This is a genomic window from Saccharopolyspora thermophila, from assembly GCF_014646075.1.
Taxonomy (GTDB): Bacteria; Actinomycetota; Actinomycetes; order Mycobacteriales; family Pseudonocardiaceae; genus Saccharopolyspora; species Saccharopolyspora thermophila.
The window spans coordinates 414,927-438,503 of the sequence record NZ_BMMT01000001.1 but is presented as its reverse complement, the minus strand read 5'-3'; the positions used below and the strand labels follow the sequence as shown (position 1 = coordinate 438,503).

At 70.0% G+C, this 23,577-nt stretch carries 21 protein-coding genes and 1 tRNA gene; 9 read left to right on the top strand and 13 right to left on the bottom strand.

Annotation, left to right across the window (positions count from 1 at the left end; translation table 11 throughout):
* Positions 1-125: 125 nt before the first annotated feature.
* Positions 126-614 (top strand): transcription elongation factor GreA, encoded by a 489-nt coding sequence (gene greA, locus IEY17_RS01870; RefSeq protein WP_188984704.1) that lies wholly within the window; start codon positions 126-128, stop codon positions 612-614.
* Between the two features lie 82 nt (positions 615-696).
* Here greA and IEY17_RS01865 read toward each other — a convergent pair whose 3' ends face one another.
* Entirely contained in the window at positions 697-1,191 is a 495-nt protein-coding gene (locus IEY17_RS01865) for an Lrp/AsnC family transcriptional regulator (RefSeq protein ID WP_188984702.1), read from the bottom strand.
* Between the two features lie 207 nt (positions 1,192-1,398).
* Here IEY17_RS01865 and hppD point away from each other — a divergent pair, with 207 nt between their 5' ends.
* Complete coding sequence (hppD, locus tag IEY17_RS01860; RefSeq protein WP_188985316.1) at positions 1,399-2,544, top strand: 4-hydroxyphenylpyruvate dioxygenase; 1,146 nt, start codon at positions 1,399-1,401, stop codon at positions 2,542-2,544.
* A 15-nt stretch (positions 2,545-2,559) separates the two neighbouring features.
* Here hppD and ilvA read toward each other — a convergent pair whose 3' ends face one another.
* On the bottom strand, positions 2,560-3,771 hold the full coding sequence (gene ilvA, locus IEY17_RS01855) for a threonine ammonia-lyase (RefSeq protein ID WP_188984700.1): 1,212 nt from the start codon (positions 3,769-3,771) through the stop codon (positions 2,560-2,562).
* A gap of 125 nt (positions 3,772-3,896) precedes the next feature.
* Here ilvA and IEY17_RS01850 point away from each other — a divergent pair, with 125 nt between their 5' ends.
* The gene (locus IEY17_RS01850) at positions 3,897-4,148 is read left to right on the top strand and encodes a hypothetical protein (protein WP_188984698.1); all 252 of its coding nucleotides are present in this window, start codon (positions 3,897-3,899) and stop codon (positions 4,146-4,148) included.
* 102 nt (positions 4,149-4,250) lie between these two features.
* Here IEY17_RS01850 and IEY17_RS01845 read toward each other — a convergent pair whose 3' ends face one another.
* The 3 genes from IEY17_RS01845 to IEY17_RS01835 form a co-directional block, all read right to left on the bottom strand.
* The gene (locus IEY17_RS01845; RefSeq protein WP_188984696.1) at positions 4,251-5,390 is read right to left on the bottom strand and encodes a cystathionine gamma-synthase; all 1,140 of its coding nucleotides are present in this window, start codon (positions 5,388-5,390) and stop codon (positions 4,251-4,253) included.
* 107 nt (positions 5,391-5,497) lie between these two features.
* Entirely contained in the window at positions 5,498-6,694 is a 1,197-nt protein-coding gene (locus IEY17_RS01840) for a hypothetical protein (RefSeq protein ID WP_188984693.1), read from the bottom strand.
* Between the two features lie 102 nt (positions 6,695-6,796).
* Positions 6,797-8,164, bottom strand: coding sequence for a cystathionine beta-synthase (locus tag IEY17_RS01835; protein ID WP_188985313.1), 1,368 nt, complete (start codon positions 8,162-8,164; stop codon positions 6,797-6,799).
* Between the two features lie 294 nt (positions 8,165-8,458).
* On the opposite strand from IEY17_RS01835, the gene IEY17_RS01830 reads away from it, so the two are divergent.
* Together IEY17_RS01830 and IEY17_RS01825 are read left to right on the top strand one after the other, a co-directional pair.
* Positions 8,459-9,385 carry an SGNH/GDSL hydrolase family protein gene (locus IEY17_RS01830; RefSeq protein ID WP_188984691.1) on the top strand — a complete coding sequence of 309 codons (927 nt, stop codon included), beginning with the start codon at positions 8,459-8,461 and terminating at the stop codon, positions 9,383-9,385.
* A gap of 162 nt (positions 9,386-9,547) precedes the next feature.
* A complete protein-coding gene (locus tag IEY17_RS01825) occupies positions 9,548-10,768 on the top strand; it encodes an acetyl-CoA C-acetyltransferase (protein WP_188984689.1) in 1,221 nt (406 codons plus the stop codon).
* Positions 10,769-10,858: 90 nt separating this feature from the next.
* Here IEY17_RS01825 and IEY17_RS01820 read toward each other — a convergent pair whose 3' ends face one another.
* Positions 10,859-11,647 carry a Bax inhibitor-1/YccA family protein gene (locus IEY17_RS01820; RefSeq protein ID WP_188984687.1) on the bottom strand — a complete coding sequence of 263 codons (789 nt, stop codon included), beginning with the start codon at positions 11,645-11,647 and terminating at the stop codon, positions 10,859-10,861.
* 423 nt (positions 11,648-12,070) lie between these two features.
* Here IEY17_RS01820 and IEY17_RS01815 point away from each other — a divergent pair, with 423 nt between their 5' ends.
* Complete coding sequence (locus tag IEY17_RS01815; RefSeq protein ID WP_188985311.1) at positions 12,071-13,465, top strand: MSCRAMM family protein; 1,395 nt, start codon at positions 12,071-12,073, stop codon at positions 13,463-13,465.
* Positions 13,465-14,106 carry a class F sortase gene (locus IEY17_RS01810; RefSeq protein WP_188984685.1) on the top strand — a complete coding sequence of 214 codons (642 nt, stop codon included), beginning with the start codon at positions 13,465-13,467 and terminating at the stop codon, positions 14,104-14,106. The genes IEY17_RS01815 and IEY17_RS01810 overlap by 1 nt, the downstream gene beginning before the upstream one ends.
* 61 nt (positions 14,107-14,167) lie before the next feature.
* On the opposite strand, the gene yidC is transcribed toward IEY17_RS01810, so the two are convergent.
* The 6 genes from yidC to IEY17_RS01780 form a co-directional block, all read right to left on the bottom strand.
* On the bottom strand, positions 14,168-15,196 hold the full coding sequence (gene yidC, locus IEY17_RS01805; RefSeq protein WP_188984683.1) for a membrane protein insertase YidC: 1,029 nt from the start codon (positions 15,194-15,196) through the stop codon (positions 14,168-14,170).
* A 221-nt stretch (positions 15,197-15,417) separates the two neighbouring features.
* Positions 15,418-16,014, bottom strand: a complete 597-nt coding sequence (locus IEY17_RS25140) for a hypothetical protein (protein WP_229679754.1) — start codon at positions 16,012-16,014, stop codon at positions 15,418-15,420.
* A gap of 1,215 nt (positions 16,015-17,229) precedes the next feature.
* Positions 17,230-18,543: a site-specific integrase gene (locus IEY17_RS01795; RefSeq protein WP_188984681.1), complete on the bottom strand. Its 1,314-nt coding sequence runs from the start codon at positions 18,541-18,543 to the stop codon at positions 17,230-17,232.
* Positions 18,544-18,643: 100 nt separating this feature from the next.
* A tRNA-Leu gene (locus IEY17_RS01790) sits at positions 18,644-18,720 on the bottom strand.
* 114 nt (positions 18,721-18,834) lie between these two features.
* Positions 18,835-19,977 (bottom strand): ATP-grasp domain-containing protein, encoded by a 1,143-nt coding sequence (locus tag IEY17_RS01785; RefSeq protein WP_188984679.1) that lies wholly within the window; start codon positions 19,975-19,977, stop codon positions 18,835-18,837.
* Between the two features lie 322 nt (positions 19,978-20,299).
* The gene (locus IEY17_RS01780) at positions 20,300-21,622 is read right to left on the bottom strand and encodes an NAD(P)/FAD-dependent oxidoreductase (protein ID WP_188984677.1); all 1,323 of its coding nucleotides are present in this window, start codon (positions 21,620-21,622) and stop codon (positions 20,300-20,302) included.
* A 449-nt stretch (positions 21,623-22,071) separates the two neighbouring features.
* On the opposite strand from IEY17_RS01780, the gene IEY17_RS25135 reads away from it, so the two are divergent.
* Positions 22,072-22,317 (top strand): FitA-like ribbon-helix-helix domain-containing protein, encoded by a 246-nt coding sequence (locus IEY17_RS25135; protein WP_229679753.1) that lies wholly within the window; start codon positions 22,072-22,074, stop codon positions 22,315-22,317.
* Positions 22,314-22,736 carry a type II toxin-antitoxin system VapC family toxin gene (locus IEY17_RS01775; RefSeq protein WP_188984675.1) on the top strand — a complete coding sequence of 141 codons (423 nt, stop codon included), beginning with the start codon at positions 22,314-22,316 and terminating at the stop codon, positions 22,734-22,736. Before IEY17_RS25135 ends, IEY17_RS01775 begins: the two co-directional genes overlap by 4 nt.
* 33 nt (positions 22,737-22,769) lie before the next feature.
* Here IEY17_RS01775 and IEY17_RS01770 read toward each other — a convergent pair whose 3' ends face one another.
* The gene (locus IEY17_RS01770) at positions 22,770-23,537 is read right to left on the bottom strand and encodes a uracil-DNA glycosylase (RefSeq protein WP_229679752.1); all 768 of its coding nucleotides are present in this window, start codon (positions 23,535-23,537) and stop codon (positions 22,770-22,772) included.
* Positions 23,538-23,577: the final 40 nt, after the last annotated feature.

The following is a 23,577-nucleotide window of genomic DNA, read 5'->3' as shown; positions in this document are numbered from 1 at the left end:
ATCCAGCACGGTCCCGCGCGGGCCGTGTTTTTCCGTTACTTGGCCATTGGGCCGGGAAATCACGCGGAAAGCAAATGCGGCCAGTGTCCGTGCTGGCCAGCCGCAGTCGACGAGGAGTGGTGACCGTGAGCGAGACCCAGGTGACCTGGCTGACCCAGGAGGCTTACGACCGGCTCAAGGGAGAGCTGGACGAGCTCGTGGCCAACCGCCCGGTGATCGCCGCGAAGATCAACGAGGCCCGTGAGGAAGGTGACCTGCGGGAGAACGGCGGTTACCACGCTGCCCGCGAAGAGCAGGGTCAGATCGAGGCCCGGATCCGCCAGCTGCAGGAGCTGCTGCGCACCGCCAAGGTCGGCGACGTGCCCACCGAGGCCGGCGTCGCGGCGCCCGGCTCGGTGCTGACCGTCCGCTACGAGGACGAGGACGAGACGGAGAAGTTCCTGCTCGCCGCTCGTGAGGAAGGCGCGCACGGCGACCTGGAGGTCTACTCCCCGAACTCGCCGCTGGGCAAGGCGCTGGTCGGCGCCAAGGAGGGCGAGACCCGGGAGTACGAGCTACCCAACGGCGGCACCATGAAGGTCACGCTGGTCAAGGCCGAGCCCTTCACCGGCTGATCGGACGCGACGCTTTCGCCGCGGGCGTCCCCGACCGGGGGCGCCCGCGGTGTCGTCATCGCGCCGATCGAACCCGGGGCCGTCAGGGGCGGTCGTCCGCGGCGGCCAGCCGCTCCAGCAGCGGCCGCACCCGGGGCGCCACCGGCGTCGACAGAGCGATCGACGTCGACGTGCGGCGCACCCCCGGTACCGCCACGATCTCGTCGATGACCCGCTGCAGGTCCGCGTTGGAACGGGCCACCATCCGCACGAACAGGTCCCCCTGCCCGGTCGTCGCGTGCACCTCACAGACCTCGTCGATGGCCGCCAGCTGCTCGGCCACCAGACCGCGGCGCCCCTGGGCGATCTCCAGCACCGCGAACGCGGTGAGCCCGTAGCCCATCGCCGCCAGGTCCAGCTCCGGCGGAAAACCCAGCAGGATGCCGCGCTGCACCAGCCGGTCCATCCGCGCCTGCACCGTGCCGCGCGCCACGCCCAGCCGCCGCGAGCACTCCAGCACCCCGAGCCGTGGCTCGTCGGAGAGCAGCAACAGCAGGCGGGCGTCGAGCGAGTCGAGCCCCTCGGCGTTGGGAGCCATGTCACACCCCCTGCTCAGATTGACCAGAAATTCCAGCGGAACCGATCGAATAGTGGTCATATTGTCCAGCGAAATCAAGGACTGTTGCTCAGGTTGACCTGCGCGGCGCACGCTGCTCGCATCACCGCGAGACAACGGGAGGACACCGTGACCGGCACCGTCAACCACGGCAGCCAGATCGAGCTCGACGACGTCACCTTCGACCAGATGCGCCGTCTCGTCGGCCTCGTCGAGCACGACGACTCGAAGGACCCGTTCCCGGTCAAGGCGCTCGACGCGGTGGTGTTCGTCGTCGGTAACGCCACCCAGAGCGCGCTGTTCTACCAGGTGGCGTTCGGCATGGACCTGGTCGCCTACTCCGGTCCCGAGCACGGCAACCGCGACCACAAGGCGTTCGTGCTGCAGTCCGGGTCGGCGCGGTTCGTGCTCAAGGGCGCCGTCGATCCCGACAGCCCGCTGGCCGACCACCACCGCAGGCACGGCGACGGGGTGGTCGACCTTGCCCTGGAGGTGCTGGACGTCGACAAGTGCGTCGAGCACGCCCGCGCGCAGGGCGCCACCGTGCTGGAGGAGCCGCACGACGTCTCCGACGAGCACGGCACCATCCGCACCGCGGCCATCGCCACCTACGGCGAGACCCGGCACACGTTGCTGGACCGCAGCCGCTACACCGGCCCCTACCTGCCCGGTTACGTCGCGCAGCGCGGTAGCTACGTCAAACCGGCCAACGCGCCGAAGCGGCTGTTCCAGGCTGTCGACCACTGCGTCGGCAACGTCGAGCTCGGCCAGATGGACCGGTGGGTCGAGTTCTACAACCGGGTCATGGGCTTTGTGAACATGGCCGAGTTCGTCGGCGACGACATCGCCACCGAGTACTCGGCGCTGATGAGCAAGGTGGTGGCCAACGGCAACCACCGGGTCAAGTTCCCGCTCAATGAGCCGGCCGTGGGCAAACGCAAGTCGCAGATCGACGAGTACCTGGAGTTCTACCGCGGCCCGGGCTGCCAGCACATCGCGCTGGCCACCGGCGACATCATCAAGACCGTCACCGCGATGCGCGCCGCGGGTGTGGAGTTCCTCAGCACCCCGGACACCTACTACGACGACCCGGAGCTGCGGGCCCGCATCGGCGAGGTGCGCGTGCCGATCGAGACGCTCAAGGAACACGGCATCCTGGTGGACCGCGACGAGGACGGCTACCTGCTGCAGATCTTCACCAAACCGATCGGCGACCGGCCCACGGTGTTCTACGAGCTGATCGAGCGGCACGGCTCGCTGGGCTTCGGCAAGGGCAACTTCAAGGCCCTGTTCGAGGCCATCGAGCGGGAGCAGGCCCGCCGCGGCAACCTGTGAACGCGGCCGCTGTGGTCAGCTGTTGACGATCACCGCGTATCCCGCGGCATCGAGTTCGGCGACGACGTGCCGGCGGTGCTCGAGGCCGCGGGTCTCCAGCGAGACCTCCACCTCCACCTCACCCACCGCGAGCGCCCGGGAGATCCGGGAGTGCTCGATGTCCAGCACGTTCGCGGACAGCTCGCCGAGCTTCGCGAGCAGCCCGGCCAGCGAACCGGGCCGGTCCGGCAGCCGCACGCGCAGCGACAGGTAGCGGCCCGCCGAGGTCATGCCGTGCTGGATCAGCTGGAGCAGCAGCAGCGGGTCGATGTTGCCGCCGGAGAGCACCGCGACGGTCGGTGCGAGCGCCTGCTCGGGGTGTTCGAGCAGGGCGGCGACCGCGGCGACGCCCGCGGGTTCGACGACGAGCTTCGTCCGCTCCAGACACAGCAGCAGCGCGTGCGACAGCGCCTCCTCGCTGACCGTCAGCACCCCGCTGACCAGCTCGGAGACGAGCGCGAACGGCACCGCGCCCGGCTCGGCCACGGCGATGCCGTCGGCCATCGTCGGCATTTCGGTGATGCGCACCGGTTTGCCCGCCGCCAGCGACACCGGCCACGCCGCGGCCTGCTCGGCCTGCACCGCCAGCACCCTGACCTGCGGCTGCTGGCTCCTGACGGCGGCCGCGATCCCGGCGACCAGTCCGCCACCGCCGGTGGGCACCACGATGGTGCGCACCGTCGGCACCTGCTCCAGGATCTCCAGGCCCACGGTGCCCTGGCCCGCGACGACGTCCGGGTGGTCGTAGGGGTGGATGAACACCGCGCCGGTGCGGTTGGCGTGCTCCTGCGCCGCGGCCAGGGCCTCCTCCAGCATCGCGCCGCACAGCCGCACGTCAGCGCCGTAGGCGCGGGTCGCGGTGAGTTTCGGCAGCGGCGCCAGTTCGGGCATGAACACCGTGGCGCGGATTCCCAGCAGCGACGCGGCGAGCGCCACGCCCTGCGCGTGGTTCCCCGCGCTCGCGGCCACCACCCCGGCCGCCCGCTGCTCCTCGTCCAGCTCCGACAGGCGCACGTAGGCGCCGCGGAGTTTGAACGAGCCGGTGCGCTGAAGGTTCTCGCACTTGAAGAACACGTCGCCGCCGCAGTGCTCGCCCAGGACGCGCGAGTGCTCGACCGGGGTCCGCCGCGCGATCCCGGCGAGCTGCCGCCCGGCGGCGCGGATCCGGTCGAGGTCGACCAGCCCCATGTACCCATCGTGCCACCGCGGAACGCAGGTCACGCGGGCAGCGATTTCGGTACCCTCGCAGGGAGCGGCGGTCATCGGGCGCTGCCGGGGCGACCCCGGCGGCTCCGCGGCACTGGGGAGGAAACATGACGCGGCTGAGCGCCTCGACCGGTGTTCTCCCGCTGGTCACCAGCATCGCGGTGGCCGCCGCGCTGTCCGGCGGGGCGGTGCTGGCGGTCCTGCAGTCCGGCTGCGACGACCCCGGCTACTACCGCACCCACGACGGCGTCGTGGAACTCATCGGCGGCTGCCTCGAACCCGGCGACCTGCCGGTCCGGCCGCGCCACCCGGTCAACGTCCCGCACCCGGCCGGCACGGACCCGTCGATCCAACCCTGATCACCACGAGCCGGCGCCCCAACCCACCAGAGGGCAGCTTCCGAAACGTGGGGGTGCCGACCCCTGGTGGTGGGGGTTTCCTGGCGGGCGTTGTGGTTGTGGTCAGCCGAGGGCGGTGAGGAGGTCGTCCACCAGGTCGTCCGCCTCCTCGATGCCGACCGACAGCCGCACCAGGTCCGACGGCACCTGGAGCATCGAGCCCGCCGTGCTGGCGTGCGTCATCCTGCCCGGATGCTCGATCAGCGACTCGACGCCGCCCAGCGACTCCGCCAGCGTGAACAGGCGGGTCCGCGAGCACACCTCCAGCGCCGCGGCCTCGCCGTCAGCGTGGATGAACGACACCATGCCGCCGAACAGGCGCATCTGCTTGGCCGCCACCTCGTGGCCCGGGTGCTCCGGCAGCCCCGGGTACATCACCTTCGCCACCTTGGGGTGGCCGGCCAGCGCGGCGGCGATCCGCTCGGCGTTGGCGCTGTGCCGCTCCATGCGCACCGCGAGGGTCTTGATGCCACGCAACGTCAGCCACGCGTCGAACGGACCGGGCACCGCACCCGCGCCGTTCTGCAGGAAGGCGACCTGCTCGGCCAGCTCGTCATCGGAGGTGACCACCACGCCGCCGACCACGTCGGAGTGCCCGCCCAGGTACTTGGTGGTCGAGTGCACGACCACGTTGGCGCCCAGTTCCAGCGGCTGCTGCAGGTACGGCGAGGCGAACGTGTTGTCCACGACCAGCTTCACGCCCGCGTCCCGGGCGACCTGCGCGATCGCGGCGATGTCGGCGATGTTGAGCAGCGGGTTGGTGGGCGTCTCGACCCAGACCACCTTGGTGGTGGGCCGGATCGCCACCCGGATGGCGTCCACATCGGACACCGGGGCGGGGGTGTACTCAACACCCCAGCCGGACAGCACCTTGTCGATCAACCGGAATGTCCCGCCGTAGGCGTCGTCCGGGATGACCAGGTGGTCACCCGGCCGCAGCACGGCGCGCAGCACCGCGTCGGTGGCCGCCATACCGGAGGCGAAGGCACGCGCGTGCCGACCGCCCTCGAGCGCGGCCAGACACTTCTCCAGCGCGGAGCGGGTCGGGTTCCCGGTGCGCGAGTACTCGTATCCCCCGCGCAGGCCGCCCACCCCGTCCTGGGCGTAGGTCGACGTGGCGTGGATCGGCACGATCACCGAACCGGTCGTCGGGTCTGCCTCCTGGCCCGCGTGAATGGCGCGGGTGGCGAAACCGTCACTCATGTGGAGCAGCGTACGTGCCGCACACCCATTCGCAGCTCGGGGCCCGCCAACGCGAAGCGGCCCCCGACCGCGCGTTGGTCGAGGGCCGCTCCGGCTGGATCAGATCGTCACCACTGCGGGGGCTGCGGCGGCTGCTGCCCGCCGGGCGGCGGGAATCCACCGGGCTGTTGGCCCGGCTGCCCGAAGCCCTGCTGCGGGGCCTGGCCCGGCTGCCCGAAGCCACCCTGCGGCGGCTGCCCGAAGCCACCCTGCGGCGGCTGCCCGAAGCCACCCTGCGGCTGCTGCCCGAAGCCACCCTGCGGCTGCTGCCCGAAACCGCCCTGCGGCTGCTGCCCGAAGGCGCCGGCCGCGGCCGGGGCCGGAGCGCCCGCACCGGCGGAAGCCACGTACTGCCGGGTGCCCGGCAGGAAGGCCAGCACGCCGATGGCGGCGGCGAAGATGATGCCGACGATCGGACCCCCGTACGTGAAGCCCGTGAAGATGACCACCAGCTCGCAGAGGACGAACAGGCCGGAGCCGCCGAGGATCAGGATCGGGCCGATCTTCTTCCGCGTGATCGTCATGATGCCGCCGACGCACAGCACCAGCGCGGCGAGCAGGATCCCCAGGTAGAGCGTGAGAATCAGGCCGAAGGGCGGCAGGTCCGGGACGGGGACGTCGAAGGACGAACCGAACCGGCTCCGCATCTCCTCGGCCTGCTCCTGCAGCTGCTCGATCGCCGCGTAGCCACTGGCGAGGCCGATCGTGCCGATCAGGTACAAGATCGCACTCAGCCCACCGACGACCGTGGCGATCCAGCCCGCGGTCAGCGCCAGGGCCTTGCTGCCCTGCCCCGACTGGGCGGACTGGCCGTAGGTGGCCTGCGGCGGCTGGGCGCCGAAACCGCCCTGCGCCTGCGGGGCCGGGAACCCGCCGCTGGGCGTGCCCGGCTGGGCCGGGAAGCCGCCCGGCTGGCTCTGGGTGCCCGGCTGCTGGTACATCGGCTGCGGCGGCTGCATGGACGGCGGCACCACCGTGGTCGCCTCAGCGGCGCTGCCCTGGCCGGCCAGGCCGGGCTGCTGGTACATCGGCTGCGGCGGCTGCATGGACGGCGGGACGACCTGCGTCGAGTCCGACGGCGGCTGTTGTCCCTGCGGCTGCACCGGCCGCACGACCTGGGTCGCGTCAGCGCCGCTGGGAGCCTCCTGGCCGGAGTCCTGCTGCGGGTCCATCCGGTTCGAGATGGCGTCCGAACCCGGCTGGTCGCCGGCGCCCTGCGGCTGCTGTCCCTGCTGACCGCCGTCCGGCGGCTGCGGAGAGCTCATCGGGTTGTCCTACTCCCTCGGGGCGTGAAGCAAAGTCCTGGACATGCGTCAGCACACGCTATCTGATGGATCAGCAGCGTAGTGCCGTTCCGTAACAAGTCGTCATCGACCGGCGATAAATCCAAGCACATCCTGCCTGGTGACCACGCCGGCGGGCTTGCCGTCGATCAGCACCATCGCGCCGTCGGCCCCCGCCAGCGCGCTCATCGCGGCGCTGATCTCCTCGCCGGCGCCGATGGTTGGCAGCGGCGGCGACATGTGCAGTTCGACCCGGTCAGCAAGATTAGCGCGCCCGGCGAACAGGGCGTCGAGCAGGTCGCGCTCGTTGACCGCGCCCACCACCTCGGCGGCCATGACCGGCGGTTCGGCGTTGACCACCGGCATCTGGGACACGCCGAACTCGCGCAGGATCGCGACCGCGTCGGCGACCGTCTCGTTGGGGTGCACGTGGACCAGATCCGGGATGGTGCCGTCCTTGCGGCGCAGCACGTCACCGACCGAACCGCCGCTGTGGTCCGGGGACAGAAAGCCGTAGGAGGCCATCCAGGAGTCGTTGAAGACCTTGGTCAGGTAGCCGCGGCCGCCGTCCGGCAGCAGGACCACGATGACGTCGTCCGGCCCGGTGGTCTCGGCGACCTTCAGCGCCGCCGCGACCGCCATCCCGCAGGAACCGCCGACCAGCAGCGCCTCCTCGCGGGCCAGCCGCCGGGTCATGGCGAACGAGTCGGCGTCGGACACCGCCACGATCTCGTCGCAGATGTCGCGGTCGTAGGTGGCCGGCCAGAAATCCTCGCCGACGCCCTCCACCAGGTAGGGCCGTCCCTTGCCGCCGGAGTACACCGAGCCCTCCGGGTCGGCGCCGATGATCCGCACCCGGCCGTCGGAGACCTTCTTGAGGTACTGGCCGGTGCCGGAGATGGTGCCGCCGGTGCCGATGCCGGCGACGAAGTGCGTCACCCTGCCGTCGGTCTGCTTCCAGATCTCCGGGCCGGTGGAGTGCATGTGCGACTCCGGGTTGGCCGGGTTGGAGTACTGGTCGGGCTTCCAGGCGCCCTCGATCTCCCGGACCAGCCGGTCGGAGACGTTGTAGTAGGAGTCGGGGTGCTCCGGCGGCACCGCGGTCGGGCACACCACGACCTCCGCCCCGTATGCCTTGAGGACGTTGCGCTTGTCCTCGCTGACCTTGTCCGGGCAGACGAACACGCAGCGGTAGCCCTTGCGCTGGGCGACCATCGCCAGCCCGACGCCGGTGTTGCCGGAGGTCGGTTCCACGATGGTGCCGCCGGGGCGCAGTTCGCCGGTCGCCTCGGCCGCCTCGATCATCCGCAGGGCGATGCGGTCCTTCACGCTGCCGCCCGGGTTGAGGTACTCGACCTTGGCCAGCACCGGGGTCCTCCCGCTGGCCACCGCGTTCAGCCGCACCAGAGGGGTGTTGCCCACCAGGTCGGTGACGTGCTCGACGTAGTCCACGTCGTTCCTCGATCCTTCGTCGCTGCTCGCCGGACGCGCGGAACCGTGCCCGGCTGCCACCACCGCACCGGTGCGGGGTCCGCGCATGCTGCGTCGAGCCTAATGCGCTGGTCATCGGCTAACCCAAGGGACCTACTGGACGACACACGGACAGGGAACGAAACTGCGTTCCGCGACGTCTTTGGTTGATGACGGGACGTTCGCCCCGGGACGGGGGGAGACGACATGGGCGACCGTTTCCCATCTCGCTGAGCGCGCCGGGGGACCCCGGCGGGGATGGTGAGGGAGGGCCGAATGATCGCGGCGAAGGCATTCCGGCTCGCACTGCTGGCGGCGGGAACCGCCGGCGGACTTTCCGGCGCGGCGTACGGGCTGCTCAACGGCCAGTCGTGGTACGCGCGCCGGGTCATCGGTCGGCCGGCGACCGATCCGCTGCGGGCCGACGGGATCCACCTGCCCGGCGGTGTCGGGCCGGTGCCGGCCAGCGAACTGCCCGCGGACGCCGAGCCGCTGGAGCTGGCGGTGCTCGGCGACTCGGCGGCGGCGGGCCTCGGGGTGGACTTTCCCGCTGAACTGCCGGGTGTGCTGCTCGCCCGCGGGCTGGCCGACGAGCTCGACCGCCCGGTCTCGCTCACCACGCACGCCATCGTGGGCACCACGTCGCAGGAGCTGGCCGCGCAGGTGGAGGCCGCGCTGGTCCGGCCGCCGCGGCTGGCGCTGATCATCATCGGGGCCAACGACGTCACCTCGAAGCTGCCGGTGTCGGCGTGCGCCGAGCTGCTCGGCGACGCGGTCCGGCGGCTGGTCGCCGAGGGCGTGGCGGTGGTCGTGGGCACCTGCCCGGACCTGGGTGCGATCCGCCCGATCCCGCAGCCGCTGCGCAGCATCGCCTCGTGGTGGAGCCTGGCGCTCGGCCGTGCCCAGCGGCGGGTGGTGGAGGCGTCCGGCGGGCACGCGGTGCCGCTGGCGGACCTGCTGTCGCCGGAGTTCCTGGCGCGGCCGGGCGAGTTCTTCAGCCCGGACCGGTTCCACCCGTCGGCGGCCGGGTACGAGGCGGCGGCGGCGATCCTGCTGCCGGTGATGTGCGCGGCGATCGGCGAGTGGGAGGGCGGTCCGCTGCCGACCGCGCCGACCCGCTCGAAGGCGGCCGAGGCACGCCGCCCGACCAGCCGGATCGTGGCGCGGCTGAACCGCCGCCTGCACCGTCGGGTGACCTCCTGAAGCTCATCGGTGTCGGCATACTGACTGGTCGGTCTTCCTCTTGTCCCGTGACGACCGTCACCGCCAAGATGGGGTCAGCGGCCCTAAAGTGACCGACCAGTAGGCCACCTCGCCCCGCGGGCGCGCGGCGCTCCCGGCGTCCCGGTGAACGAAGGAGTTCCCATGCCCGAAGCAGTCATCGTCGCCGCCGCGCGATCCCCCATCGGCCGGGCCAACAAGGGCTCGCTGAAGGACTTCCGCCCGGACGACCTCACCGCCCGCATCGTCCGCGCCGCCCTGGACAAGGTGCCCGAGCTCGACCCCACCGAGATCGACGACCTGATGCTCGGCTGCGGGCTGCCGGGCGGCGAGCAGGGCTACAACATGGCCCGCGTGGTGGCCGTACTGCTCGGCTACGACCACCTGCCCGGCACCACCGTCACCCGCTACTGCGCCTCCAGCCTGCAGACCACCCGGATGGCGCTGCACGCCATCAAGGCGGGCGAGGGCGACGTGTTCATCAGCGCCGGCGTCGAGATGGTGTCCCGGTTCGTCAAGGGCAACTCCGACTCGCTGGCGGACACCAGGAACCCGCTGTTCGCCGAGGCCCAGGCGCGCACCCAGCGGACCGCCGAGCAGGGCGCGGACTCCTGGACCGACCCGCGCGAGCTGGACCAGATCCCCGACATCTACATCCCGATGGGCCAGACCGCCGAGAACCTGGCCCGCCTGAGGGGCATCACCCGCGACGAGATGGACGACTTCGGCGTCCGCTCGCAGAACCTCGCCGAGAAGGCCATCGCCAACGGCTTCTGGGCGCGCGAGATCACCCCGGTGACCACCCCGGACGGCACCGTCGTGGACGCCGACGACGGCCCGCGGCCGGGCGTGACGAAGGAGGGCGTCGCCGGGCTCAAGCCGGTGTTCCGCCCCGACGGCCGGATCACCGCCGGGAACTGCTGCCCGCTCAACGACGGCGCCGCGGCGCTGGTGATCATGAGCGACACCAAGGCCAAGCAGCTCGGGCTGACGCCGCTGGCGCGGATCGTGTCCACCGGCGTGTCCGGGCTGTCGCCGGAGATCATGGGCCTCGGCCCGGTGGAGGCGTCCAAGCAGGCGCTCAGGCGGGCGGGCATGACCATCGGCGACATCGACCTGGTGGAGATCAACGAAGCCTTCGCCGCCCAGGTCATCCCGTCCTACCGGGATCTGGGAATTCCGCTGGAGAAGCTGAACGTCAACGGCGGTGCCATCGCGGTGGGCCACCCGTTCGGCATGACCGGTGCCCGCATCACCACGACGCTGATCAACTCCCTGCAGTGGCACGACAAGCAGTTCGGCCTGGAGACGATGTGCGTCGGCGGCGGCCAGGGCATGGCCATGGTCCTGGAGCGCCTCAGCTGACCCCCGGGGCATCGTGCGAACTCGCCCACGACAGGAACGGGGCGTCACCGTCCGATGTGGACGGTGGCGCCCCGCTCGTCGTCAGCGGTCTCAGTCGTTGCTCTGGAAGTAGGAGAGCAGGCGGAGGATCTCCAGGTAGAGCCAGACCAGGGTGGTCATCAGACCGAAGGCGATGTACCAGGCGAACTTGGCGTCCACACCGCTTCTGATGGCCTGGTCCGCGGCGTCGAAGTCGAGCAGGAAGCTGAACGCCGCGATCCCGATGCACAGCAGGCTGAAGCCGATGGCGAGCGCGCCGCCGTCACGCAGGCCGAGGCCACCCGGGACGAAGAAGCCCGCGATCAGGTTCACCAGCATCAGCACCGCAACACCGGCGACCGCGCCGATGATCCATTTGGTCAGTTTCGGCGTGACCCGGACCGCGCCGGTCTTGTAGACCACGAGCATGGCCGCGAAGACGCCGACGGTGCCGGCGATGGCCTGGATGATGATGCCCGGGGCGAACACCGCCCCGAACACGTAGCTGATGCCGCCGAGGAACACGCCCTCGACCGCCGAGTAGGCGATGACCAGCGCCGGGCTCACCTTCTTCTTGAAGATGATGACCAGCGAGAGCACGAGGCCGACCAGCACGGCCGGGAGGGCCAGCGCGACCGCGGGCGGGCCGACCAGGTAGGTCAGGGTGCCCGTGATCACCGCCAGACCAAGCGTGATGGCGGTCTTGGTGACCACGTCGTCGATCGTCATGGGACGCGCGGTCTGCGGCGGCGCAGCCGGCGCCTGGCCGAAGGGCGATGCCTGCCCCTGACCGTAGTTGAAGTTCGCGTAACCACCGGTGGTCGGCAGGTTCCGGAACGCGGGGTTGCTCGTTGTGCGCAACTCATCCTCCTGGGCGTGCTTGCGCCGTCACCGGGAACAACGATGGGACCTCGAGATGGGTTCCCGCTTTCGGTAAAGCCGACTTTACCCGTCGATCTCCGACCGCCCCAGCGCAGCGGAGAACTACTCGGTATCGATTTCGCGAACGATAACGATCACATTGCGTCGCCAACCGCGCGACACCGCTGCGCCCTGTGATCCAACTCGACCGGCACGCTGCGACCGAACGAGTGATGGAACACCTCACCGGAACACGGATCCTCACCACTCGGTAACCAAACCATTCCACCGTATGACCTCTTGAGAACACGCTCAGTGATCGGAAGGATCGCGAAGGGCGCCGCCTGCTCCTGGGGATCGAAGACGAGAGCACGCCGGCGCCGCGGCACTTCCCCACCACCCGGAACTGGAGCGTGCATGCGCATGTTCAGGAAATGGCTCACGGCGGTGCTCGGCACCGTCGTGCTGGCCGGGGGCAGCCTGCTGGCGACCCCCGGCGCGGCGACCGCCGACCCGCAGGAGGCCGTCGGGCACGAAACCCGCCCCGGCCAGCCCTACGGCGGCCGGGAGCGCGCCCGCGACTGGCTCGGCTCCTACCTCGTCAACGGACAGCAGGTGTGGTGCGTGCAGTTCGCGCTGACCGCGCCGGACAGCGGCGAGGAGTACCAGCCGGGCGACGAGCTCAGAACCAAGTGGGGCACACCGATCCCCGACGACGTGGCGGCGAACATCTCCTACCTGCTGCTCCGCTACGGCACCACGCAGTCCCCCGACGAGGCGGCCGCCCTGGCGCACCTGCTGCACTCGTGGACCGCGGCTCCGCGCAGCCAGGCCGACCTGGACCCGAACAACGACTTCACCCGCATCGCCTACGACATCGAGGGCCACTACGCCAAGCTGCCGCAGGCCGCCAAGCAGGCCGTCGAGAGGCTCAAGGCGGAGGCCGCGGCCAACCGCGGCCCGTGGGACGCGGCGCTGACCGCGCCGGAGGACCAGCAGACCATCGGCCAGGCCGCCGACTGGACCCTCACCGTGCGGCGTGCCGACGACAAGGGCGTTGGCGACGTGCCGGTGAAGCTTTCCGTCACCGACGCCGAGGTCGAGGGCCTGGGCCCCGACGGCGTGGTGACCACCCCGTCGGACGGCAGCCCGCTGGTGCTCAAGGTCACCCCGACCGGCCCGAACCCGAAGATCACCGGGACGCTGTCCGCCCCGGCCGAGCGGCCCTACGTGCGGCAGGCGGTGAACCAGCCGGACACCACGCAGCGGGTCGTGTCGACCGGCGGTGAGCAGGAGCTCTCGGTGGAGGCCGCGACCACCGCCGTCACCGCGCCCGGCGCGGTGCACGTCAGCAAGGTCGACGCGGAGAGCCAGGCGGGCATCGCCGGAGTCGCGCTGCGGGTGACCGCCGCCGACGGCTCCCCGGCCCTGCGCCAGGACGGCACGCCGCTGCTGGGCGCCGACGGCCAGCCCGCCGTTGTCGTCACCGGTGCTGACGGCACCGTCACCGTGCCCGACCTGCGCACCCCGCAGGAGATCAAGCTGACCGAGGTCGCCCCCGCCCGCGGCTACGAGGAGGCGTTCGACTCGGCGAACCCGCCGTCGGTCACCGGCACCCTCGAACCGGGCACGACGCTGGAGCTGACCCTGACCAACAAGCCGAACACGCCGACCGTGCCGATCCACATCCCGGCCGGTGACCCGACCGAACCGCCGGTCCCGGTCGGGCTGCTCGGCCTGGCCGGCCTGGCCGCGGTCGCGGTGGCGGGCGCGGGTGCGCTGGTACTGCGGCGGCGCGTTGCGGGGCGAAAGCACTGATGGTCGCTCGGCGTTCGCTGTTCGCGCTGGTCGCGGCCGGTGCGATCGGGCTGGTGGCGGTGGCGGTCGTGATCGCCACGACGCTGTTCACCGCCCCCGGTCAGCAGGCCGCGCCGGCCTCCCCCGCACCACCGGCCGCCCCGCCGGTCGCGGGCGTGACACCGCGGGCGCTGCCCGCGCAGCCGGTGCACGTCCCGGCGGGGCAGCCACCGGGCACCGTCCGGCTGCCGCAGGGCGGCACGGCCGAGCTCGTGCGCAAGGAGATCGACCGGTCCGGAACCCTTCCGGTGCCCGACGGCGTCGACGAGGCCACCTGGTGGGGTGCCGGGCTGGACGCGCCCCAGGGCGCGACCGTGCTCGCCGGGCACGTCAACTGGAAGGGCGCGGTGGGCCCGTTCGCCGAGCTGTGGCAGTCCCGCCCGGACCAGCTCGTGACCGTCGTCGACGACAACGGCCGCGAGTGGCGCTACCGGGTCTCCGAGGTCGTCACGGTGCACAAGGACGACCTGCCGGCCCGGGCCACGGAGCTGTTCGGCCAGGGCGGGCCGCACCGCCTGGTGCTGGTCACCTGCGGCGGCCGTTACGTCGGTGGTGACCTGGGCTATGACGAGAACCGCATCGTCATCGCCACCCCGGTCTGATCCGCCGAAGATCGAGAAGGGCCCGGTGGACGATCTCCACCGGGCCCTTCTCACGTTCGCGCTACCTGCGCCGCTTGCCCTTCTTCGCCGAGGCGGCCTGCTTGCCCGGCCGGTTCTTCTTCGCCCCCGGGCGGCCGCCGGGCCGCTGCCCGTTGCCGTTCTTGGCCGCGGGCTTGCCGCCGTCGCCGGTCCTGGTGGAAGCCGGCTCCGCCTCGCCGGGCTTGCTCTCCGGCCGCACCGGCTTCTGGCCGGGCTTCGGCCGCGGCGCGGACTTCTTCGCCTCGATCTCCCGCTGCCGCTCGCGCTCCTGCTCGCGGTCGATCTTCTTGGTCAGGAAGTGCTGCTGGCCGAGCGTCCAGACGTTATTGGCCAGCCAGTACAGCAGGACCGCGATCGGCAGGAACCAACCGGAGATGATCGCGCCGATCGGCGCGATGTACATCATGAACTTGGCCATCATGGCCGACTGCGGATTCGCCATCGCCGCGTCGGTCTGCTTCTTCACCGAAATCCGCATGGTGAAGAACGTCGCCACGGAGGCGACGCACATCAGCGGGATGCCGACGATCATCATCGACGCCCGGTCGGTGCCGAACAGGGCGAGCTCGTTTGCGGGCTGGGTGATCCAGTTCCCCAGCTTGGCGCCGAAGATGTTGGCGTTGATGAACGACTCGACGCCGGCCTGGTCGAAGATGTAGTTGCTCGTCGCGCCGGGGTGGAAGTTCCGCAGGACGTGGAACAGGCTCAGAAAGACCGGGATCTGCAGCAGCGCCGGCAGGCAGCCGCCGAGCGGGTTCACCCCGTGCTCGGACTGCAACTTCTGCATCTCCTGCGCCATGCGCTGGCGGTCGTTCTTGTACTTCTCCCGCAGCTTCTGGATGTGCGGCGCGAACTTCGCCATCTTCCGCCCGGCGCGCATCTGGCTGATCGCGGGCTTCAGCAGCAGCACTCGCAGCGAGAACACCAGGAAGAACACCGACAACGCCCAGGCGAAGCCGTTGTCCGGCCCGAGCACGGCACCGAAGACCTTGTGCCAGAACCACAAGATCGCTGACACCGGGTAGAGGATGAAGGAGAAGAATTCAGCCACTCAGCTCTCCTGGTCATGGCCCGGCTATCCGGCGCTACCGGGGCGTACGTGCGCAGCCGTACCCGCGTGACATGCATGGACGGCCATCCCAAGGGTGCCATGCCCGGCCGGCGACCGACCGCCACCCCCGGAAACGGCGTGACGATCGCCACGCGCCGCACTGCCGGTAGGGCCACCTGCTGCGCCGGGTCGCGAGCGCCGGGCACGCCCGCGACCCGCGGTCAGCGCTTCATCGCCCGGGCGATGATCCGGCCCGCGAACAGGTAGATCGCCGCGGCGAGGCCGTAGTTGAGCACCACGCCGATCGTCGCGTCGGCCGGCGTGAAGACGTCGCCGAGGCCGAACACGAAGAACCTCGCGGTCCCGTAGGTGAAGGAGACGAAACCGTTCTCCTGGTTCGCGCCGGTGACCACGAAGATGATGTGCAGCACGAAGACCAGCGAGATCAGCGCCGTGAACACCTGGATCAGGCGGCCGATCGTGTCGGCGCTCGGCCCGTGGAACCGGTCGCCGAACCTGCGCTCGTGGCGGTCCCGATCCGGGTACGGGTCGCGGTCGCGGTAGCGGCCCCACCCCGGCTCCCGGTACGGGCGGTCGTCGTGGTCGTCCCGGTAGCGGTCGCCGTAGCGGTCGTCGCGGTAGCGGCGGTCGTCATACGGGTCGTCCCGGTACGGATCGCGGTAGTGGTCGTCCGGGTACGGGTCGGGATCGCGGAGCGTGCCGGACTCCCGGTACGGCACGGGCTCGTCGTGGGCGTCCAGGCGCTGCTGGATCCGCGTCGCCGGGGGCTGGTCGGCAGGCGGCGGCAGCGGAGCCACGGGCGGCACCGGCGGTCCGGGCGGCGGCCCGGCCGGCGCGGGTGGCGGACCAGCGGGACCAGGTGGCCGTCCGGCCTGCCCGGGTTGCGGACCAGCGGGCGGCGGACCGGGAGGGCCAGGCGGCGGGCCACCCTGGCCTGGCGGCCTCACCACTTGGGTGGGCTGGCCGGGCGGCGTGCCCTGGCCCGGTCGCGGGATGACCTGCGTCGGAGGTGGCCCGGCCTGGCCCGGGGGCGGACCGGGTGGGACGGGTGGCCGCGCGGGCGGCTGGCCCGACGGCATCGGCCGCCCCGGCCGCTGCGGCGGTGGCCCACCGGCCGGTTGCCCCGGTGGAGGTCCGCCGGGTGGTGGTCCCGGCCGCCGGGGACCGGGCTGCCCGGGCCCCTGCCTGCCGGGGCCGGGCTGACCGGCTTGGGGGTCTGCGCACTCATCGGCCATGGCCGCGCATTGTCGCGGTAGATCGCCCCCGCAGGAAACCCCCCACCGGGCACACCCGCCATGAAAATTCTTACATCCCCCACTGACCAGGACGAACGCCTCGACGAGCGCCCGCATCGACAGCCCCACGGCATCCGCCCCTCGTCTGGACGAACCGCACCCCCTACCGGAACCGCCAAAAAGGCGGGCCCATCCAGCCGGAGCACACCACTGCTCCGTTCCAGCAAGCCCTCTCCCCGCACGGTTTCGCCCAATAAGGTTTTTCTCGCCCTGTGCACGTAATTTCTGGGATCTGCGGACGACCCGCATCCTGGTGTCGCTGCATGACGGATATTTCGGTCACACCCCAAGAGCTGATTGTCCTGGTAGCGGTAGACGTGCTGCTCCTGCTGGCCATACTCGGAACAGTGGGCCTGTTTCTGTGGTTTGACTACGACATGCGACATCCGCGGGATACAGGCTGGAACAGGTGTTTCCGCAGCGCGCGCACTCGCCGAACTCGATCCCCTCCGCAAGGCGTCGCAGCTGCTGCGTCGTCAGAATCAAGCCACTGAAGGCGCCACGCCTGACAGTAGCCGGTCAGGCACTCGGAACTCCGCAGTACCACTGCGTGAGCGTGGTTGGCGGCTGGGGGCGCTGCGCGGTACATCGAGGTGTACGACGAGGATGCGCCGCTTAGATCACCGGACACCGCACCCCTGAGCGACTCCCGTGAACGGTTGGCCGAGCCGCTCGCTATCCCGTGAGCGGCTGGGGTTCCCAAACCGTTCAGCCCCCTCAGCTTGCGCAGATGGCTCCGTGAAGCACTGCTGCCGCTGCCTCATTCACCTCCCCGCGCCCCATGTACAGGTCCATCGTTGTCGAGGGCTTGGAGTGGCCGAGAATATCCGCGATCTGCCGCGGCGTCAGTCGCTCGTCGTCGAGGACCGTCGCAGCCGTCGTACGGAAAACGTGCGGCGTCACCCACGCGAATCCAATCGCGGCGCGCACAATGCGCCAGCTACGTCGAACGTTGTTCGGGTGCTTCCATCCTAATGTCCTCGATGGGAAGACAGGATCGTCGAGGATGCTGGACATCGACTCGTCGACCCCCAGAATCCGTACCGCGCCCTCGGAGTCGGTCTCCACGTATCCGCCGTCGCTCAGGCCCTCCAGCGCCACACGTGCGGTATTGAGCTCCTCACCCTTCGCTGCGGACCACGCGATCAGCAGTCGGGCCGTGAGCACCCTCACGACGAACTGCGGCAGGGCAAGGAACCGATTGGCGTTCTCCGTTTTCCCCGGATGGCGGACCAGGCCCTTGCCCGTGACGTCGACGATGTTTCCGTTGATCCAGACCGACCGGGGCGGGATCACAGTCCCGTCCTCGGAGATCACCGGCTTGTTTGTCAGGTTGACGTCTCGCCACCGCACCGCCAGCGCTTCCCCGATGCGGCACCCCGTCCCCAGAAGAAACCGGACAAGATCCGGGAGTTCCGAGTACTTGAAGAACCGGTTCTCAACAACGTACTGATCCACACTCGCAAGAAGACGCAGCCTTTCGTCGGCCCTGAGGGCGCGAACCTTTCGGGAGCCTCCCTCGATCGGGCTGATCTCCCGAACGGGGTTGCGGTCCAGCAACCCGTAACGGACAGCCGTCTGCAGCCTGCCACTGATGGTCGTGCGGACCGAACGGCGGTAATTCGCCGAGAGCCCTTCCTCCTCGAGCTCCTCGAACAGGTCCTCGAGAAGCGGGACATCAATCTCCCGGAGGCGCAGGTCACCGATGCGGTCGAACACGACGTTGTTCAAGGTCCGCTGATAGGTGTTGTGTGTGGTGGCCGCCCGGCGCCTTGCGACCTTCTCGAGCCACTTGGCCGCGACATCGCGGAAACTTGGATCAAGCGTCAGCCGGGCCCGGGACTTCTGCAGCTCCTCGATCGCAGTCCGTAGCCGCTTGACCGCCTTCCGCTCCGTCGCGCCGGAGCGCTCGACCTGACGTGTCTTGCCGTCAAAGAAGCGGAACCACGTGGTGGCTGCCCAGGTTCCATCGTCTCGTTGGGTGGTGCGGATCTTCCCGTGACTGCCGATCTCAAGAGGTGGTCGAGCCATGTGCAGCTCCCTTGCCGAGTACCACAACGACGAGTAAACGGCGGATGATCTCCGCCGTACGCCGGACCCGGAAAGATCCACGTGCTCTGACCTGCGGTGATGGTGCCCCCGGTCGGATTCGAACCGACACTTGGACGATTTTAAGTCGTCTGCCTCTGCCAGTTGGGCTACGGGGGCCTCAGCTCTCGGGTCGCTTGTTGCTGCCGATCGCAACTGGTTTGACGCTTCGACTCTGCTCCTGGTTCCCGGTTCGGGGAAGCGCTGAGTCGAGCGACACATCGGGCCTTCTCGTTACCAGCGGCTCCACCCGCCCGCCGCGATCGAGGCCGACAGTTCTTCGAAGCGGCCGCGGACCCAGCCGTGCACCGCGGTCGACACCGCCGTGCAGTCGGCGCGGTGCTCGAACCAGCGCCAGTCGCAGTTGACGTTGACCTCCAGGAACACCCAGTCGCCGCCCACGTCGAGCAGGTCGAAACCCGCCACGTCCAGGCTCCACCGGCGGCACAGGGTGAGCAGCCGGCTCACCAGGTCCGCCGGAAGGTCGACCCGCTCCACCGCCACCGAGTCCGGATCCACCCACAGCTGTGCCGGGTCGAGTTTCTGCACCCGGTAGCCGATCGCCCGGTCGCCGACCACGAACACCCGCAGCTCCTGGTCGGCGTCGAGGTACTGCTGGACCAGCACCGGCGCCGGCTCGCGCGCCTCACCGGTGCGGCGGATGTCCATGGGTTGCGGGAACAGGCCGCGCAGCGCGCCGGGCTCGGGTTCCAGCAGGTGATGCCCGGCGGTCTTCACGATGCAGCGACCCCCACCGGGGCGGCTGCGGCCCGGCATCGTCGTCACCACCGTGCGCGGCACCCGCAGGCCGACCGCGGCCGCGTCGGACAGCTGCGTCAGCCGGTCGAGGTGATGGGATGTGCGCACCGAGTTCACCTGGGTCCAGTCGCTGCGGCAGGACAGCCAGTTCGCCACCGCCTGCCACTGCTCACGCACATAGGCGCCGTGCACCGTGGTGGGGTTGACCGGCAGCGCGGTCACGTCGAAGTGCCGCCGCCACACCAGCACCGGGCGCAGCAGCCAGCGGTGGAGTTCGATCAGCGGGGCGTCGGTGTAGACGGTGAGCGCGAGGTCCAGGCAGCGGTCGGCGTCGATGCGGACCATGCGGATGTCGTGCTCGGCCAGCGCCAGCGACAGCTCGTTCATCTCCATGTCGGCGGCGCGCGCCAGCACCAGCACGCAGGGCACGGGGTCGCCCGGCTCGTCGGCCACCAGGTCGGCGCAGAACATGCGCTCCTGGAAGTCCAGTGGGGTGTTCGGGGATCGAAAGAAGTAGTCCTGGCCCTGCAGCAGCAGCGGAGTGGGACGCAGCGACGGCTCGGCAGTGGGAGCGGGCGACCCGCCGGGACCGGTGGGTCGCCCGTCGGCCGGCGTCATGCTCAGTCGTCCTTCTTCCGGAAGATCTGGGAGGCTTCCCGGTAGTCCACCGCGAAGTCGGCGAGCGGACCTTCTTCGACAGCGCCGCTGCGCAACAGCTCAGCAAGTTCCTTCAGCGTCAAGGGCTTCACCCCATCCCCCGCACGACGCATCCTTTCAGGTGAAGACAGCGCCATAAGTCTTCGATTTCCCGCTACGGATTGTCAAGGATTGTCGCCCACTCCGTCGCTCGCGCGGAGCAGGTTGGGGGGGACGAGAATGCCGCGTGCCGCACAGCGACACGCGGCTTCATCGCGGTGGAGGTCCCTGTCGTGCGCCCAGGTCAGCTCGCGGCGGCCCGCTCGAAGGCGGCGCGCGGGTTCTGGATCTGCCCCATCGACACGGCCTCACGCTTGAACAGGAACGCCAACGTCCAGTCGATGATGATCCGCAGCTTGCGGTTGAACGTGGGCATCCGGCTCACGTGGTAGGTGCGGTGCATGAACCAGGCGATGAAGCCCTTGGCCTTGAAGCCGTAGACGTCGGCGACGCCCTTGTACAGGCCCATGCCCGCGACCGAACCCGCGTACGCGTGCCGGTACTCCTTGGTCGGCTTGCCACGCAGCGTGGCCAGCAGGTTCTTCGCCAGCTGGTTGGCCTGCCGCACCGCGTGCTGCGCGGACGGCGCGCAGGTCGCACCGGGGTTCTCGTCGGTCTTGGACAGGTCCGGCACGGCGGCGCAGTCACCGGCCGCCCACACGCCCGGCAGGCCCTCCACCTGCAGGTGGGCGGTGGCCTTGACCCGACCGCGCTCGTCCAGCGGCAGGTCGCTGTTCTTCAGGACCGGGTTGGCCTTCACACCCGCGTTCCACACCAGGGTGTCGGTGTCGAACTCGGTGCCGTCGGAGAGCACCGCGTGGCCGCCCTCGACGGACTTCAGGAAGGTGTTCAGGTAGACCTTGATGCCCCGCTCTTCGAGCGCCTTGACGACGTAGACGCCCATCTTCTCGCTGACCTCGGGCATCACCCGGCCCGCGGCCTCGACGAGCACCCAGGTCATATCCTCGGGCTTGACGTTGTCGTAGTCACGGCTGGCGTAGCGGGCCATGTCCTCCAGCTCGGCCAGCGCCTCGACACCCGCGAACCCGCCGCCAACGAAGGTGAAGGTCAGCAGCCGCTTGCGCAGCTCCTCGTCGTCCGTGTTGGCCGCGGCGTCCATCTTGGCCAGCACGTGGTTGCGCAGGTAGGTCGCCTCGCCCACGGTCTTGAGCCCGATGCCCTGCTCGGCGAGGCCGGGGATCGGCAGCAGACGGGACACCGAGCCCAGCGCCACGACCAGCACGTCGTAGCTGAGCTTCTCGGACCCCGTCTCCGGGTTCTCGACGGTAACGAGCTTCTCGCTGTGGTTGATCTCGGTGACGGCAGCGGTGACCACGTGGCACCGCTTCAATACTCGTCGCAGTGGCGCTACCACGTGGCGGGGTTCAACCGAGCCCGCTGCCGCTTCCGGGAGGAAGGGCTGGTAGGTCATGTGCGGCTGAGGATCGACGACCGTCACGGAGGCTTCCCGGCGACCCAGCTTCTTCTGCAGCTGAAGTGCCGTGTACATGCCGACGTAACCGCCGCCGAGGATGAGAATCCGCGTGGGATCGGATTTACCAGCCATGGCTTCATGGTCGCACCACGGACGGCGGACGTGCTGCGCCGACCCCCCTTAATGTGACGCCAATCGCCGTAACGTCGATCACGATCAACGCGCCGTGAACGGACAAACGCGCTGCGTACGCGCCCGTGGCGGGCACTGCGGGCTGACGTCATGATGACGCCACCGAGGCGTCAGGGAGGCTGGTTAGCCGCCACCCTACCGAATCTTGTGCCGGGATGCCCACCGAGATCATCTTTTCCGCACCTCGATCGTTTCAGACCGCGCGTGGTCCCGCGACGACGGGCTCGAGCCGCGCAGACGTGGCGGACGCGTGATCCACCGTCCGTCACGCGGACAGTGGTCGGATCCGGTCCACCGTGTCGGCGAGGGGTCACCCGCCCAACTCTGACTGGCACAGCATGTCCCGGTCACGCTAGCATTGCAGTCAACGACTGCATGGGAGGTGAATCATGCCCACCCTGACGATCCGCGGCTTGGATGACGAGACCCATGCACGACTCCGAATCCAGGCCGCACGACACGGACGCTCGATGGAAGCCGAGGTCCGGGCGATCCTGCGAGCCTCGGTGGCGCCGCCTGCGGCCTCCCGCGGCCTGGGCAGTCGCATTCACTCCCGGTTCGCGGACCTCGGTGAGCCCGAGATCGAACTTCCTCCCCGGAACGAACCCCCTCGTGCAGCGGACCTTGACTCGTGATCATTCTTGACACCAACGTCCTTTCCGAGCTCACTCGCCGCACACCGCACGCTGACGTCGTGGCGTGGCTTGATTCGCTCCCCGCAACAGAGGTGGCGATAACCGCGATCACTGCCGCCGAACTGCTGTACGGCGTATCCCGACTTCCCGATGGACAACGGAAGACCGCACTCACCGCGGCGGTCCATGCCCTGATCAACGACGACTTCCACGGGCGGGTCGAACCTTTCGACGCACCAGCGGCAGCCCACTACGCCGTCGTGGTCAACGAACGCGACAAGCTTGGCCGCCCCATCAGCGCCGCGGACGCTCAGATCGCAGCGATCTGCCGTGCGCGTGGAGCAGCACTGGCCACCCGCAACATCAAGGATTTCGAGGAGACAGGAGTCGAGCTCGTCAATCCCTGGGACAGCCGCTAGATCACACGCGGATCAGAGCCACGTCGGCCAAAGTCAGACCCCCGCGAGCGCCCTGGCGTGCTCCAGGACGCCGCGCAGCATCGCCGGGGTCAGCTTGCCGGTGAAGGTGTTCTGCTGGCTGACGTGGTAGCAGCCGAGGAGGTGCAGGGGTGCTCCGCCGTCCGCCGCCGGGAGCTCGACGTGGGCGTCGTGGCCGAACTTCGGGCGGGGTCGCGGCAGCTGCCACGCCGTCTGCTCCAGGACCGGCATCAGGGCCTGCCAGCCGAAGGCGCCCAGCACGACCACCGACCGCAGCGTCGGGCGCAGCAGCGCTAGTTCGCGGACCAGCCACGGACGGCAGGTGTCCCGTTCCGTCGGCGTCGGCTTGTTCGCGGGCGGGGCGCAGTGCACCGGAGCCGTGATCCTTGTGCGGTGCAGCGTCAGGCCGTCGTCGCGGTGCCTCGCCTCCGGTTGGGAGGCGAGGCCGACGTCGTAGAGGGCACGGAACAGGACGTCGCCGGAGCGGTCACCGGTGAAGATCCGGCCCGTCCGGTTCCCGCCGTGCGCGGCCGGGGCCAGGCCGACGATCCCGATCGCGGCGTCCTCCGGGCCGAAGCCCGGAACCGGCCGCCCCCAGTACTCCTCGTCGCGGAACGCCGCGCGCCGGACCTGCGCGACCTCCTCCCGCCACGCCACCAGCCGCGGGCAGGCGACGCAGCGGGACACGAGTTCGTCGAGGCCGGCGAGCCGCCGGGCGTCGGGCGCTGTCGCGGCCGGGTCGCCGACCGGGTCGGCGACGAGCCGGGAGGTCACGTCGGGCACCTCTCCAAAGTGGCAGAAAACCCTTTCGATGGCACGTAAT

Excerpts from the sequence above, each read along its gene's own strand:
- IEY17_RS01795 (WP_188984681.1), bottom strand. The coding sequence starts at position 18,543 with ATGGCTCGACCACCTCTTGAGATCGGCAGTCACGGGAAGATCCGCACC.
- IEY17_RS01810 (WP_188984685.1), top strand. The coding sequence starts at position 13,465 with ATGGTCGCTCGGCGTTCGCTGTTCGCGCTGGTCGCGGCCGGTGCGATC.
- IEY17_RS25135 (WP_229679753.1), top strand. The coding sequence starts at position 22,072 with ATGCCCACCCTGACGATCCGCGGCTTGGATGACGAGACCCATGCACGA.
- IEY17_RS01825 (WP_188984689.1), top strand. The coding sequence starts at position 9,548 with ATGCCCGAAGCAGTCATCGTCGCCGCCGCGCGATCCCCCATCGGCCGG.
- IEY17_RS01840 (WP_188984693.1), bottom strand. The coding sequence starts at position 6,694 with ATGAGCTCTCCGCAGCCGCCGGACGGCGGTCAGCAGGGACAGCAGCCG.
- hppD (WP_188985316.1), top strand. The coding sequence starts at position 1,399 with ATGCGCCGTCTCGTCGGCCTCGTCGAGCACGACGACTCGAAGGACCCG.
- IEY17_RS01780 (WP_188984677.1), bottom strand. The coding sequence starts at position 21,622 with ATGGCTGGTAAATCCGATCCCACGCGGATTCTCATCCTCGGCGGCGGT.
- IEY17_RS01865 (WP_188984702.1), bottom strand. The coding sequence starts at position 1,191 with ATGGCTCCCAACGCCGAGGGGCTCGACTCGCTCGACGCCCGCCTGCTG.
- IEY17_RS01845 (WP_188984696.1), bottom strand. The coding sequence starts at position 5,390 with ATGAGTGACGGTTTCGCCACCCGCGCCATTCACGCGGGCCAGGAGGCA.
- IEY17_RS01850 (WP_188984698.1), top strand. The coding sequence starts at position 3,897 with ATGACGCGGCTGAGCGCCTCGACCGGTGTTCTCCCGCTGGTCACCAGC.
- IEY17_RS01785 (WP_188984679.1), bottom strand. The coding sequence starts at position 19,977 with ATGACGCCGGCCGACGGGCGACCCACCGGTCCCGGCGGGTCGCCCGCT.
- IEY17_RS01815 (WP_188985311.1), top strand. The coding sequence starts at position 12,071 with ATGTTCAGGAAATGGCTCACGGCGGTGCTCGGCACCGTCGTGCTGGCC.
- IEY17_RS01830 (WP_188984691.1), top strand. The coding sequence starts at position 8,459 with ATGATCGCGGCGAAGGCATTCCGGCTCGCACTGCTGGCGGCGGGAACC.
- ilvA (WP_188984700.1), bottom strand. The coding sequence starts at position 3,771 with ATGGGGCTGGTCGACCTCGACCGGATCCGCGCCGCCGGGCGGCAGCTC.